The organism is Phaeacidiphilus oryzae TH49 (assembly GCF_000744815.1).
Classification (GTDB): Bacteria; Actinomycetota; Actinomycetes; order Streptomycetales; family Streptomycetaceae; genus Phaeacidiphilus; species Phaeacidiphilus oryzae.
This window is the reverse complement of record NZ_JQMQ01000004.1, coordinates 196,489-209,942: the sequence shown is the minus strand read 5'-3', so window position 1 is coordinate 209,942 and position 13,454 is coordinate 196,489. Positions and strand designations below refer to the sequence as shown.

Here is a 13,454-nt window from a genome sequence, read left to right as displayed (position 1 = left end):
ATGCCCCGCCCCGTCACCCTGTTCACCGGCCAGTGGGCCGACCTGCCGTTCGCCGAGGTGGTCCGGCTGGCCGCCGAGTGGGGCTACGACGGCCTGGAGATCGCCTGCTCCGGCGACCATCTGGACGTCGCCCGGGCGCTCTCCGAGCCCGACTACCTGCCGGCCAAGCGCCGCCTGCTGGCCGAGCACGGCCTCCAGGTCTTCGCCATCTCCAACCACCTGACCGGCCAGGCGGTCTGCGACCACCCGATCGACCAGCGGCACCGGGCCATCCTCTCCCCCAGGATCTGGGGCGACGGGGAGGCCGAGGGCGTCCGCCGACGGGCCGCCGAGGAGCTCAAGGACACCGCCCGGGTGGCCGCCGCCCTGGAGGCCACCGTGGTCACCGGCTTCACCGGCTCCTCGATCTGGCACACCGTGGCGATGTTCCCGCCGGCCCCTGCGGCCATGATCGAGGCCGGCTACGCGGACTTCGCCGAGCGCTGGAACCCGATCCTGGACGTCTTCGACGCCGAGGGCGTCCGCTTCGCCCACGAGGTCCACCCGTCCGAGATCGCCTACGACTACTGGACCACGGTCCGCGCGCTGGAGGCGGTGGACCACCGCCCGGCCTTCGCCCTCAACTTCGACCCCAGCCACTTCGTCTGGCAGGACCTCGACTACCTCGGCTTCGCCTGGGACTTCCGGGACCGGATCGCCCACGTCGACTTCAAGGACGCCAAGAAGAACCTCAACGGCCGCAACGGCCGGCTGGGTTCCCACCTGCCCTGGGCCGATCCGCGGCGCGGCTGGGACTTCGTCTCGCTCGGCCACGGCGACATCGACTTCGAGGGCTGCGTCCGGGTCCTCAACTCGATCGGCTACCAGGGCCCGATCTCGGTCGAGTGGGAGGACGCCGGCATGGACCGCCTGATCGGCGCGCCGGACGCGCTGGCCCGGGTCCGGGAACTGGTGCGGATCGAGCCCTCCGAGGCCGCCTTCGACGCGGCCTTCTCCAGCGGCGCGCCGGAGAAGGCCGAGTGAGGCGGACGCGGCTCAGGGCTTGACCGCCACCCCGCCGTACATCTGCACCTGGGCGTCCGGCAGCTCGTCCGAGCCGTCGGCCGGACGCCAGCGGTGGACCAACTGCACGCCGGGCTCGACGAGTTCGAGCCCGGCGCAGGTGAAGAGGCGTTCCACCGCGGCCCGGTCGCGGGCCAGCTCGGGGATGCCCCGCTCGGCGTAGACGGCGAGGCCGTTCGCGACCTCCTCCGGGTTGCTGTCCGCGGTCACCGTGGACAGCGCGAGGAAGCTCCCGGACGGCATGGCGTCCATCAGCGTGCCGATGATCCCGGCCGCCACCGACTCGTCGGTGACGAACTGGAGGATGGCGAAGAGGCTGACCGCGACCGGCCGCGAGCGGTCCAGGGTCTCGGCGAGGGCCGCGGATTCCAGGATCGCCCGCGGCTCGCGGAGGTCCGCGTCCAGATAGCGGGTGACGCCCTCGCGGGTCCCGGTGAGCAGCGCCCGCGCGTGCACCAGCACCATCGGGTCGTTGTCCACGTACAGCACCCGGGCGTCCGGGTGGACGCGCTGGACGACCTGGTGGAGGTTGGGCTCGGTGGGCAGTCCGGTGCCGACGTCCAGGAACTGCCGCACGCCGCGCTCGGCGGCCAGCCAGCGCACCACCCGGGCCAGGAACCGCCGGTTGGCCCGCATCGACACCGGCAGGCTGGGCCACACCCGGTGGATGTCGGCGGCGGCCGCACGGTCCGCGGGGAAGTTGTCCTTGCCGCCGAGCAGGTAGTCGTAGATCCGGGCCGAGTGCGCCACGTCGGTGCGCAGCCGGCTCGTCATCACTTCGTCACGCGCGTCGCTGTCCTCCACGGGCCGATCATCCCACGCCCGCGGAGGACCTCGCTCCGCCCCCGGCTGTTCCGGCCGTCAGAGGATGGCGCCCGGCGTGTACTTGGCGGCCTCCGGGTGCTGCCCGGCGATCTCCTCGATCCGCCGCACCACCTCGGCGACCTGCGCTCCGGCGGCGCCGGTGAAGGAGAGCCGGTCGGCCAGCAGGGCGTCCAGCTCGGCCCGGCCGAGGGGGATCCGCTCGTCGGCGGCCAGCCGGTCCAGCAGCTCGTTGGTCTTGGCGCCCTCGCGCATGGCCAGCGCGGAGGCCACCGCGTGCTCCTTGATGACCTCGTGGGCGGTCTCCCGGCCGACGCCCGCCCGCACCGAGGCCATCAGCACCTTGGTGGTGGCCAGGAACGGCAGGTAGCGGTCGAGCTCGGTCTCGATCACCGCGGGGAAGGCACCGAACTCGTCGAGCACCGTCAGCAGGGTCTCGATCAGTCCGTCGAAGGCGAAGAAGGCGTCCGGCAGGGCCACCCGGCGGACCACCGAGCAGGAGACGTCGCCCTCGTTCCACTGGTCGCCGGCCAGCTCGCCGGTCATCGACAGGTAGCCGCGGAGGATCACGGTCAGGCCGTTGATCCGCTCGGCCGAGCGGGTGTTCATCTTGTGCGGCATCGCCGAGGAGCCGACCTGGCCGGGCTTGAAGCCCTCGGTCACCAGCTCCTGACCGGCCATCAGCCGGATCGTCTTGGCCAGCGAGGAGGGCCCCGCGGCCAGCTGCACCAGCGCCGACAGCACCTCGAAGTCCAGCGAGCGCGGATAGACCTGGCCGACGCTGGTCAGCGTCTCCTCGAAGCCGAGGTGGGCGGAGACCCGGCGCTCCAGCTCGGCCAGCTTCCCCTGGTCCCCGCCGAGGAGGTCCAGCATGTCCTGGGCGGTGCCGACCGGGCCCTTGATCCCGCGCAGCGGATAGCGGGCGAGGAGCTCCTCCAGGCGGTGATAGGCGACCAGCATCTCGTCGGCGGCCGTCGCGAAGCGCTTCCCCAGCGTGGTCGCCTGCGCGGCGACGTTGTGCGAGCGGCCGGCCATCACCTGGTCCGAGTACTGCGCGGCCAGCCGGCCGAGCCGGACCAGGACCGCCACCGTGCGGTCCCGGGCGTGCTCCAGGGACTGCCGGATCTGCAGCTGCTCGACGTTCTCGGTGAGATCGCGGGAGGTCATCCCCTTGTGGATCTGCTCGTGCCCGGCGAGTTCGCTGAACTCCTCGATCCGGGCCTTCACGTCGTGCCGGGTGACCCGCTCGCGGGCGGCGATGGAGGCCAGGTCGACCTGGTCCAGCACACCCTCGTAGGCCTCGACCGCGCCTTCCGGCACGTCGATGCCGAGGTCGGCCTGGGCCTTGAGCACGGCCAGCCAGAGGCGGCGCTCCAGCACCACCTTGTGCTCGGGGGACCAGAGGTGGGCCAGGGCTCCGGAGGCGTACCGGGCGGCCAGGACATCGGGGATGACGGGCTTAGCGCTCACGTTCGGCAAGCCTAACAGCCCGTCGGCCCCGACATTTCCGCAGCTCAGACGCTACGCGCGTTGCGCCTCCGGCGGGCCGGCGGCGATCATCGCCTCGATTCCGAGTACCGCGCAGTCCAGGGCGTGCTCGAAGTCCCGGTCACCGGCGGCCTCGATGCCGACCGCGTCCAGGTCCGGCTCCAACTCCCGGGCCACCGCGATCAGTCCGGGGTCCACCCGTTCGGCGGTGCGGATCGCCAGCGCGTAGAACTCCTGCTGGTCTATGCCGGACTCGGCGGCCCGCTGCCGCCAGCGCGCGTCCACCCCCACCGTGCCGTGGACGAAGTGCACCACCAGCGAGAGCGCCGAGGGGATCCGGTCCGGCGCCAGCCGGCTGAGCAGCATCACCTCGATCGCCCGCTGGGACATCGTCCGGGTGTGGGGACCCAGGCCGAGGTAGGCCCCGCGGAGGAGGACGGCCCATGGGTGGAGACTCAGCACCCGCCTCATCTCCCGTGCCAGAGCGCGGAGTTGCTCCTGCCAGCTGCCCACCGCGGGGTCCGGCAGCCGGAGCTCGCCGTGCACCTCGTCCAGCGCCAGCTCCAGCAGCTCGCCCCGGTTGTCCACGTACCAGTAGACGGACATCGGGGTGACGCCCAGCTCGGCGGCGAGCTTGCGCATCGAGAAGGCGTCCAGTCCCTCGCGGTCTAGCAGCTTCATCGCGGTGCGGACGATCCGCTCCCTGGTCAGCCCGCCGGGCGCCCTGCCGCGCCGGCGAGGGCGCTCGCCCTCCTCCGCCAGCCACACGCTCAGCCGCCGAGCCGACTCCGCCACGCCACGCCTCCCAGCGATGCTCGCCCCCGTCAGATGCTAGTGCCGTATCGGGCGGGAGCTGCGGCCCGCCCCACCGGCGACGGCGGGCGGAAGGGGCGGGCGCGCGGACGGGGCGAGTGGGCGGAAAGGGCGGGCGCGCGGACGAGGCGGGCGCGCGGAAAGGGCGAGCGCGCGGAAGGGGCGGGGGCGCGCGTTCTCAGCCGGCCACGGCCTCCCGCTCTGCGGGCGCGCCTCCTGCCGGGGCCGGCGGCAGCGCCCGGCTCAGCAGCCGGGCCGCGACCAGGCCGCCGAGCAGCACCGCCGCCGCGCCGATCAGCTGGCTGATCGTCAGTCCGTCGGCGAAGGCCCGCCGGGCCTGGCCGGTCAGCGCCGGGTCGCCGTGCGCCACGCCGAGCGCCTCCGCCAGCGAGCCGGAGTGCCCCGCCAGCGGCCCGTGCAGGACGACCGCGAAGCGCGCGGTCAGCACCGCGCCCAGCACCGCCACCCCCAGCGAGTTGCCTAGCTCGCTCAGCGTCCCGAAGAGCCCCGATCCGACGCCCGCCTTCTCCGGCGGGATCGAGCCCATCAGCGCCCCGGCCATGGCCGGCTGCGCCAGCCCCACGCCGACGCCCATCAGCACCAGCCCGCCGGCCGTGCCGGGGTACGAATGGGCGTGCCCGGAGAGGGCGATCGCCGCCAGTCCCGCGGCCATCGCCGCCATCCCGATCGCGATGGCGGCCGGCGTGCCGGTCCTCTGGCCGGCCTTGGCGCCGAGCCCGGTGAGGTTGATCGCCACCACGGTGAGCGCCATCGGCAGGGTCCTGATCCCCGCCTCCAGCGGGTCGTACCGCAGCACGAACTGCAGGTACTGCGTGAGAAGGAACAACGAACCGCCCATTCCGAAGGCGACCAGCACCCCGCCGGAGACCGACCCGCGGAAGGCTGGGTTGCGGAAGAAGCCCATGTCCAGCAGCGGGTGCTCGATCCGCCGCTCCCACAGCACGAACGCGGTCAGCACGAGGAGACCGACGATCCCGGGCAGCAGCGTCCGCCCGCTCCCCCAGCCGTATCCGGGCCCCGAGGTGATCCCGTAGACCACCCCGACCATGCCGACGGTGCAGAGCACCGCGCCGAGGAGGTCCGGCCGGTCGCCACGGGGGTCACTGGACTCCGGCACCAGCCAGGCCACCGCCACCAGCGCGAGCAGCGAGACGGGGATGTTGACCACGAAGACCGACCCCCACCAGAAGGAGTCCAGCAGCGCGCCGCCGATCAGCGGCCCGAGGGCGAAGCCGAGCATCATCACGCCGCTCAGCGCGCCGATCGCCTTGGCCTGGTCGGGCCCGGTGAAGGTGCGCACCAGCACCGCCATGGCGGTGGCGAGGATCATGCTGCCGCCGACGCCCATCCCGGCACGCGCGGCGATCAGCTCGGCCGGGCCGCCGGCCAGCGCGGCGCCGGCCGAGCCGATGCCGAACAGCGCGAGACCGATCAGCAGCACCTTCCGCCGTCCATACCTGTCTGCCAGCCCACCGGCTGTGACCAGCAGCCCCGCCTGCGCGAGCGAGTACGCCCCGACGATCCACTGCACGTCGGCGGTGGTCGCCCCCAGCCGCTCGGTGAGGGTCGGGATCGCGACGTTCAGCACCGTGTTGTCCAACACGACGGTGAGCTGCGCCAGGCAGAGCACGCCCAGCACCCACCATCGCGACCCGGCCCGGCTACTCATCCATGACTCCTCTACGCCGTACAAGTAATCGCTACCTGTACACCGTAGAGGAGCTGTCCGTCCCCCCGCACACGGTTTTTTCGCCCCGGACCAAGGGTGATCTGGGGGCGCGGGGAACTGCGCGGCCAGCCACCCACCGACGCCGCAGCGGCCCACGGCAGGCCGGCCCCACCCTCCCCAGGCCCGAAGGGCCACCTGAGGGGCGCGGGGAACTGCGCGCCCAGCCCGCTACGGTCCCGCAGTCGCCGTCGTCCGCAGGACGGGAAGGGTGGGTGGGCGGGTGGCGGCGAGAAGCGTCGCTGTCTCAGCGCACCAGCAGTGCGAACAAGCGCTCTGCCTCGGCCTCGTGATCGGACGTCAGGCCGGAATGCACGGGCCCGGCCCGCACCACCGTGCTCCGTGGCGCGGTCAACCAGCGGAACCGCTGCCCGGCGGACTCCTTCGCCGCCTGCCCCGCCGCCGCGCCCCCCGCGCAGATCCCCTCGATCGCCCGCAGCGCCCGCCGCACCCCGTCCGCGTCGGCCTGCGGGTCCAGCGCCCGCAGCCGGTCCGCGTCCAGATGGGTCAGCGCCCGCACCCAGGACGCGGTGTGGCAGTACACCAGCACGCCCACGTTGATCTGCTCCTCGCGCTCGGCCCGCGGCACCGCCCGCAGCACCGCGTACTCGAAGACCCGCCGCTCCACGTTCTCCTCGCAGCCGCTCGTCGCGCTCATCGCGGCACCTCCGGCAGCCAGTCCCGCGGACCGCGCATCCGCTCGGCCAGTTGTCCGACGTACGCGGCGCGCACGTCCTCGGGGCTCTCGAAGCCCGGCTCGTCCGCCAGCCAGGCGTCCGGCACCAGCGCCAGCACCTCGTTCAGCAGCTCCTCGGTGACCAGCGGGGCCAGCACCGCGTCCGCCGCCGCCAGGTCCGGCCGGAAGGAGAGCAGCGCGTGGTCCGACGCGTCGTACCCCTTGCGCGCCGACGCGGCCGCCCGCGGCCAGTTGTGGTGCCAGATCAGCGAGGCGCCGTGGTCGATCAGCCACAGGTCGCCGTGCCACATCAGCATGTTGGGGTTCCGCCAGGACCGGTCCACGTTGCCGATCAGCGCGTCGAACCAGAGGACCCGCCCGGCCAGCTCCGCGTCCACCTCGAAGGCCAGCGGGTCGAAGCCGAGCGAGCGCGGCAGGAAGTCCATGCCGAGGTTGACCCCGCCGGACGCCTTGACCAGCTCCTGCACCTCCTGGTCCGGCTCGGCCAGACCCAGCACCGGGTCCACGTCGAGCAGCACCAGCTCCGGCACCCGCAGGCCGAGACGCCGGCCCAGCTCGCCGGAGACGATCTCCGCGACCAGCGCCTTCCGTCCCTGCCCGGCACCGGTGAACTTGGCGACGTACGTCCCGAGGTCGCAGGCCTCCATCAGGCCGGGCAGCGACCCGCCTTCCCGAAACGGCGTCACATACCGGACGGCCGTCACCTCTCGCAGCATGCGGCACAGCCTACCGGCGCCATGATCCGCACCGCTCCGCCGCCCGTCCGGCCGTCCTCCGCCGCCCGCCCGGCCGTCCTCCGCCGCTCTCGTCCGCCCCACCCGGTTCCCCTCCGCCTCACCCGGCACTTCCCGACCGCAGGGCTTCAGCCGCGTAGGAGCGGGTAGGCGGACGGATCTCAGCGGTGGCGGGCCTCCCGGGCCCATGCCAGGGTGGCGGACAAGGTCGCCGGGCGCCCTCACGCGCCCGGTTGCCGGCCGACAGCAGAGCGCCCGACAGCCGACCGCTCGACAGCGAACTGCCAGAACCGAACAGCAAGCTCTGAGGGATGGCCATTCATGGGACGACCCCGGATCCTCGTCGTCGGCGGCGGCTTCGCCGGCGTCGAATGCGTGCGCCGGCTGGAGCAGCAGCTCACCCCAGCCGAGGCAGAGATCGTTCTGATCACCCCGTTCAGCTACCAGCTCTACCTCCCGCTGCTGCCACAGGTGGCGGCCGGCGTGGTGACCCCGCAGTCGGTGGCCATCTCGCTGCGTCGGGCCCTCGGCCGGGCGCTGATCATCCCCGGCGGAGCCGTGGGCGTGGACACCAAGGCCAAGGCCGTGGTGGTCCGCAAGATCACCGATGAGTTGAGCGTGGAACGCTACGACTACCTGGTGCTCGCCCCCGGCAGCGTGACCCGGACCTTCGACATCCCCGGCCTGCCGGACTACGCGCGAGGCGTCAAGACCCTCGCCGAGGCCGCGTACATCCGGGACCATGTGATCGCCCAGCTCGACCTGGCCTCGGAGAGCCAGGACCCGGTGGAGCGCGAGGCGCGGCTGCGCTTCGTGGTGGTCGGCGGCGGCTACGCGGGCACCGAGACGGCGGCCTCGCTGCAGCTGGTCACCAAGGCCGCCTGCAAGCGCTACCCGAACCTCAACCCCGACGACATCCACTGGCACCTGATCGACATCGCGCCGAAGCTGATGCCGGAGCTGGGCGACAAGCTCGGCAAGGACGCCATGGAGCTGCTGCAGAAGCGCGGCATCGAGATCTCGCTCGGGGTGTCGGTGGCCGAGGTCGGCGAGGACAGCGTGAAGTTCACCGACGGCCGGGTCCTCCCCTGCCGGACGCTGATCTGGACCGCCGGCGTCGCCGCCAGCCCGCTGATCGGCACCATGGACGCGGAGACGGTCAAGGGCCGGCTGGTCGTCGACGCCGACATGTCCGTGCCCCGGATGGACGGCGTCTTCGGGCTCGGCGACGCCGCCGCGGTCCCCGACCTGGCCAAGGGCGACGGCGCGATCTGCCCGCCCACCGCCCAGCACTCGATGCGCCAGGGCAAGGCGGTGGCCCGCAACGTGGTCGCGGCGCTGCGCGGCCAGCCGCTGACCCCGTACCGGCACAAGGACCTGGGCCTGGTGGTGGACCTGGGCGGCGCGGACGCGGTGTCCAAGCCGATGGGCGTGGAGCTGACCGGCTTCCCGGCCCAGCTGGTCGCCCGCGGCTACCACCTGATGGCGATGCGGACGCTGACCGCGCGCTTCCGCACCGCCGCGAACTGGATGCTGAACGCCACCGCGGGCGACGACTTCGTGCGGATCGGCTTCCAGTACCGCCGGCCCGCCAGCCTGCGGGACTTCGAGTACACCGACCGGTATCTGTCGGCGGACCAGGTCAAGCAGTACACCGGGCATCTGGTCGCCACCCCGAAGAGCTAGCAGCCGGGCGGGCCGCGTCCACCGGGCGGGCCGCGTCCGCCGGGCGGGCGGCGCGCGCCGGGCGGGCGGCGCGCGTCCGGGGCGGCCTATCAGCCGCCCGGCACCAGCCCGTGTTTCGGGAATCCGGAGGTCCACCAGGCCCGGCCGGAGGGGAGCATCGCGAACCCCTCCAGGCCGGGCCTCTCCTCGATCCAGGCGCGGGCCCGCGCCTGGTCGCCCGCGGCCATCGCGTACGCCGTGGTCGCCGCGATGTCCACCTCGGTGAGCTCGGCGCCCACCACCGTGAGCGAGGCCAGCGCGCGGGCCGGGCGCCCGGTGTGCGGATCGATGACGTGGCCGCCGCGCTCGGCGCTGCCCGAGGTGGCCACGGCGAGCGGCGCCGCACCGTCCCCGGTGACCACGGTGGCGATGCCGCCGGGGTGCAGTGGATGGGCGACCGCCACGCTCCAGCCGCGCCCGGGCTCCGGGCGTCCGTAGGCCTGGACGTCGCCGCCGCCGTTGACCAGGCAGTCACCGCCGATCAGCTCCGCCGCCCGCTGCACCGCCCAGCCCTTGACCGCCCCGGACGGGTCGAGGCCGCCGCCGGCCCGGGCGCTGAACCAGCCGGCGCCCTCCCGCTCGGCCAGCTCGCACAGCGCGAGCACCTCGCGGACCTCCGGCACGCACTGATCCGGCGTCAGCTCGCCGCGGCCGAGCCGGGAGATCTCACTCTCCGGGCGGTAGGTGGAGAACACCTCGTCCACCCGGTGCAGCCACTCCACCGCACGGGCCGTGTCCGCCGCCGCGGCGTGCGGCGCCTCGATGGACACCACCGTCCCCATGACCTGCTCGACCACGCGCATCCGGCCATTGTCGCCGGGATTCCTGTGTCTTCCGGCCGACCCGCTCAGAGGATTGCGGTGGTTCCGTGCCCGGCCCGGTCAGACGCCGAGGCCCGGCCGGTCACAGGCACCGGTCCACCGGGGGCCGGCCGGTCACAGGCCCCGGTGGGCCGGGGGCCGGCCGGTCAGACGCCGCGGCCCACCGAGGTCCGGCCGGTCAGACGCCGCGGCTTACCGGCGCCCGGCCGGTCAGCACCGCCACCAGGTCCGCGGCCAGCCGGGCCGCCTCCGGCTCCGCGAGTTCGGCCGTGGTGACCCGGATGCCGGGACCGGAGGAGAGCCGGAAACGGGCCCCGGCCGCCACCGCCCAGCCGCGCTGCAGCAGCCCGGTCACCGCCCGGGTCTCGTCCGCCACCGGGATCCAGACGTTGAGCCCGCTCCGCCCGTGCGCCCGCACGCCCGCCGCGGCCAGCGGATCGAGCAGTCCGGCCGCCCTCCGCCGGTACTCGGCGGCCACGGCGGCCGGATCGGAGGCCGCCCACAGTTCGGCGGTGGCGCGCTGGAGGAGGTGGCTGACCCAGCCAGGACCGAGGCGCTGCCGTCCGCGCAGCCGCTCCACCGTGTCGGCGTCCCCGGTGATCACCGCCACCCGGAGGTCGGGCCCGAGCGCCTTGGCCGCCGAGCGGGCCACCGCCCAGTGCCGTACGAGCGGGCCGCCGTCCTCTCCCGGCGCCCAGGCGAGGGGGTGGAAGGGCAGGTCGACGATCCCGTGCCCGTGGTCGTCCTCGAGCAGCAGCAGCTCGCCGCCGGAGCGCTGATGCTCCCTCAGCAGGGCGCGGAGCTCCTCCGCGCGCTCCGCGCTCAGCGCCGCGCTGGTCGGGTTCTGCGCCCGCGAGGTGACGATCAGCGCGCGGGCCCGCCCGGGGCCCAGTGCCTGCCCGACCGCCTCCGGCAGCGGCCCCTGGTCGTCCACGGCGACCGGTACGGTGCGCAGGCCGAGGGCGGGCAGCAGGTCGAGGAGGCTGGCCCAGCCGGGGTCCTCGACCGCGACCGCGTCGCCGGGGCGGAGCCGGGCGGCGAGGATCCGCTCGATCCCGTCCAGGGTGCCGGAGGCGACCGCGATCGGCGGGCCCTTGGGGCCGCCGGGGGGCGTGCCCGGGGCGGCGTCGGGGCCCGCTTCGGAGCCCGCGTCCGGGCGGGAGTTCGGGTGGGCGTCCGCGCGGGCGGCCGAGTCGGCGTTCGGGATGCCGTCGGCGCGGAAGGACTCGCGGGCGAGCTGGACCAGACGCGGATCAGCGGCCGGCGCCCCGTACCGCACCGGCGCCCCGGCCTGCGCGGCCGCCGCCGCGGCGAGCGCGGGGGCCGGATCCGGCAGCAGGTCGACGGCGGGGTTCCCGGTGGAGAGGTCGCGGACGCCCTCGGGGACCGGCATCGCCGGCTCGTCCCGCGAGGTGACCGCCGGCTTGGGCCGCACCCGGGTGCCCCGGCGCCCGGCGGTCTCGATCACACCGCGGTCGCGCAGCAGGCGGTAGGCGGCGGCCACGGTGTTGGGGTTGACGCCGAGCTCACCGGCCAGCTCGCGCAGCGGCGGCAGCGCGGCGCCCGGTGCCAGCTCCCCCGCGCCGACCGCGCGCTCGACGTCGGCGGCGATGTCGGCCGCCCGCCGGCCCCGGATCGGCGTGCCGGCGCCGGCGGGGCCGGCCTGGCCCCCGCGCTCGCTCGGCTCGTTCGGCCTGTTCGGCTCACTCGGCCCGTTCGGCTCACTCGGCTCGTTCCGCACGGGCGCCATCCTCTCACGGCCGCACGGTTGCACTAGTACAACCAGTAGCAGCGGGGAGCGGTGGACGGAGGGGCGGACCGCGGCCGGCGGACGGTCGGGCACCCCTCCCCCGGCTTCTCGCCCCGCCCCGTACCCCGAGCGCCGGTCCCGGCCACCCGCCGTCCCCCGCCCGGGCGCAGCGCTCACTCTGACGGGTCATCACCTCCCGTCGCTGACCGGCGGAACGGGGTCCGCCTCCCTAGCCTGGGGCCAGGACCCGGCGAAGATCCATCCGGGTCCGCGATCCCGTCCGCCACAACCCGGGAGCCTCCCCTGTCCAGGACCAATCCCACCCCGCAGCACACCGCAGAGGGCAGCCTCGGGCATGTCGTCTTCATCGCGGCGGCGGCCGCGATGGGCGGTTTCCTCTTCGGGTACGACAGTTCCGTCATCAACGGCGCGGTCACCGGCATCCAGAAGCACTTCAATGTCGGCAGCGGAACCACCGCCACCATCGTCGCCTCGGCGCTGCTCGGCTCCGCACTCGGCGCGCTCATCGCCGGCTGGCTCTCCGACCGGCTGGGCCGGATCCGGGTGATGCAGATCGCCGCGATCCTCTTCGCCATCAGCGGCGTCGGCTCGATGTTCCCGCCCAACGACGCCGTGCTGGCGCTCTGGCGCGTGGTCGGCGGCATCGCCATCGGTATCGCCTCGGTGGTCGCGCCCGCCTACATCGCGGAGGTCTCCCCGCCGGCCTACCGCGGCCGGCTGGCATCCTTCCAGCAGGGCGCGATCGTCCTCGGGATCTTCATCTCACAGCTCGTCAACTACGCGGTGAACCAGGGCGCGGGCGGCAATCCCAACGACCACATCGCCGGCATCCAGGCCTGGCAGTGGATGCTCGGCATCGAGACCATTCCGGCCATCATCTACGGGCTGATGTCCTTCATGATCCCGGAGTCGCCGCGGTTCCTCATCGCCTCGGGCCACGAGGACCGGGCCCGCCGCGTCCTCGCCGACGTCGAGCCGACCGGCACCAACCTGGACGCCCGCATCACCGAGATCCGCAACGTGCTGGCGACCGAGTACAAGCCCAGCCTCAAGGACCTATGGGGTGGAAGGGCCGGCTTCATCCCGATCGTCTGGATCGGTATCGGCGCCTCTGTCTTCCAGCAGTTCGTCGGCATCAACGTGATCTTCTACTACTCCTCCTTCCTCTGGCAGTCGGTCGGCATCAACGCCAGCAACTCGCTGCTGATCAGCGTCTCCACCTCACTGGTCAACATCATCGGTACGGTGATCGCGATGGTGCTGGTCGACCGGGTCGGACGGCGGCCCCTGGCGCTGGTCGGCTCGGCCGGCATGGCGGTGTCGCTGGCCCTGGCCGCGGTGGCCTTCGCCCAGCGGACCGGCAGCGGCAGCAACGCCTCGCTCAGCAGCGGCTGGGCCACGCTGGCGCTGGTCGCCGCGCACATCTTCGTCCTCTGCTTCGCCTTCTCCTGGGGCGTGGTGGTCTGGGTGCTGCTCGGCGAGATGTTCCCCAACCACATCCGGGCCCTGGCCCTGTCGGTCGCGGCCTGCGCCCAGTGGATCGCCAACTGGGCGATCACCGAGTCCTTCCCGACCATGTCGGACTGGAACCTCTCGGCGACGTACGTCATCTACGCCTGCTTCGCCCTCCTCTCCATCCCCTTCGTCTACTTCTTCGTCAAGGAGACGAAGGGCAAGGCACTGGAGGAGATGGGCTGAGCCGGAGCGGTCGACGCCGGGATCGTTCCCCCAGCTCAGAACCGCTCCGCGCACCAACACCGCCGGAGGGGCGAGC

The 13,454-nt window shown here is 73.6% G+C and carries 11 protein-coding genes; 3 read left to right on the top strand and 8 right to left on the bottom strand.

Going from position 1 to position 13,454, the window contains the following annotated elements:
- Nucleotides 1–1,023, top strand: coding sequence for a sugar phosphate isomerase/epimerase family protein (locus tag BS73_RS01140; protein WP_037568585.1), 1,023 nt, complete (start codon nt 1–3; stop codon nt 1,021–1,023).
- Nucleotides 1,024–1,035: 12 nt separating this feature from the next.
- On the opposite strand, the gene BS73_RS01135 is transcribed toward BS73_RS01140, so the two are convergent.
- From BS73_RS01135 to BS73_RS01110, 6 genes are all read right to left on the bottom strand, one after another.
- Nucleotides 1,036–1,866: an SAM-dependent methyltransferase gene (locus tag BS73_RS01135; RefSeq protein ID WP_322987232.1), complete on the bottom strand. Its 831-nt coding sequence runs from the start codon at nt 1,864–1,866 to the stop codon at nt 1,036–1,038.
- A 57-nt stretch (nt 1,867–1,923) separates the two neighbouring features.
- Nucleotides 1,924–3,354, bottom strand: a complete 1,431-nt coding sequence (gene purB / locus BS73_RS01130; RefSeq protein WP_037569390.1) for an adenylosuccinate lyase — start codon at nt 3,352–3,354, stop codon at nt 1,924–1,926.
- A 51-nt stretch (nt 3,355–3,405) separates the two neighbouring features.
- On the bottom strand, nt 3,406–4,167 hold the full coding sequence (locus tag BS73_RS01125; protein ID WP_037568583.1) for a TetR/AcrR family transcriptional regulator: 762 nt from the start codon (nt 4,165–4,167) through the stop codon (nt 3,406–3,408).
- A 196-nt stretch (nt 4,168–4,363) separates the two neighbouring features.
- Nucleotides 4,364–5,875, bottom strand: a complete 1,512-nt coding sequence (locus BS73_RS01120) for an MFS transporter (protein WP_037568581.1) — start codon at nt 5,873–5,875, stop codon at nt 4,364–4,366.
- A 304-nt stretch (nt 5,876–6,179) separates the two neighbouring features.
- Entirely contained in the window at nt 6,180–6,590 is a 411-nt protein-coding gene (locus BS73_RS01115; RefSeq protein WP_037568579.1) for a DUF3037 domain-containing protein, read from the bottom strand.
- Nucleotides 6,587–7,345, bottom strand: coding sequence for a HipA family kinase (locus tag BS73_RS01110; RefSeq protein ID WP_084703674.1), 759 nt, complete (start codon nt 7,343–7,345; stop codon nt 6,587–6,589). Before BS73_RS01110 ends, BS73_RS01115 begins: the two co-directional genes overlap by 4 nt.
- A gap of 339 nt (nt 7,346–7,684) precedes the next feature.
- Between BS73_RS01110 and BS73_RS01105 the strand changes: the two genes are divergently transcribed.
- Complete coding sequence (locus BS73_RS01105) at nt 7,685–9,049, top strand: NAD(P)/FAD-dependent oxidoreductase (protein WP_037568577.1); 1,365 nt, start codon at nt 7,685–7,687, stop codon at nt 9,047–9,049.
- A gap of 89 nt (nt 9,050–9,138) precedes the next feature.
- Here BS73_RS01105 and BS73_RS01100 read toward each other — a convergent pair whose 3' ends face one another.
- Together BS73_RS01100 and BS73_RS01095 are read right to left on the bottom strand one after the other, a co-directional pair.
- Nucleotides 9,139–9,891: an FAD:protein FMN transferase gene (locus tag BS73_RS01100; protein WP_152617469.1), complete on the bottom strand. Its 753-nt coding sequence runs from the start codon at nt 9,889–9,891 to the stop codon at nt 9,139–9,141.
- 196 nt (nt 9,892–10,087) lie between these two features.
- A complete protein-coding gene (locus BS73_RS01095) occupies nt 10,088–11,545 on the bottom strand; it encodes an aminotransferase class I/II-fold pyridoxal phosphate-dependent enzyme (RefSeq protein WP_037569385.1) in 1,458 nt (485 codons plus the stop codon).
- A 417-nt stretch (nt 11,546–11,962) separates the two neighbouring features.
- On the opposite strand from BS73_RS01095, the gene BS73_RS01090 reads away from it, so the two are divergent.
- Nucleotides 11,963–13,378, top strand: a complete 1,416-nt coding sequence (locus BS73_RS01090) for a sugar porter family MFS transporter (RefSeq protein WP_037569383.1) — start codon at nt 11,963–11,965, stop codon at nt 13,376–13,378.
- Nucleotides 13,379–13,454: the final 76 nt, after the last annotated feature.

What these genes read in the sequence shown, in the direction of transcription:
- BS73_RS01140 (WP_037568585.1), top strand. Translation starts at nt 1, where the DNA reads ATGCCCCGCCCCGTCACCCTGTTCACCGGCCAGTGGGCCGACCTGCCG.
- BS73_RS01120 (WP_037568581.1), bottom strand. Translation starts at nt 5,875, where the DNA reads ATGAGTAGCCGGGCCGGGTCGCGATGGTGGGTGCTGGGCGTGCTCTGC.
- BS73_RS01115 (WP_037568579.1), bottom strand. Translation starts at nt 6,590, where the DNA reads ATGAGCGCGACGAGCGGCTGCGAGGAGAACGTGGAGCGGCGGGTCTTC.
- BS73_RS01110 (WP_084703674.1), bottom strand. Translation starts at nt 7,345, where the DNA reads ATGCTGCGAGAGGTGACGGCCGTCCGGTATGTGACGCCGTTTCGGGAA.
- BS73_RS01105 (WP_037568577.1), top strand. Translation starts at nt 7,685, where the DNA reads ATGGGACGACCCCGGATCCTCGTCGTCGGCGGCGGCTTCGCCGGCGTC.
- BS73_RS01100 (WP_152617469.1), bottom strand. Translation starts at nt 9,891, where the DNA reads ATGCGCGTGGTCGAGCAGGTCATGGGGACGGTGGTGTCCATCGAGGCG.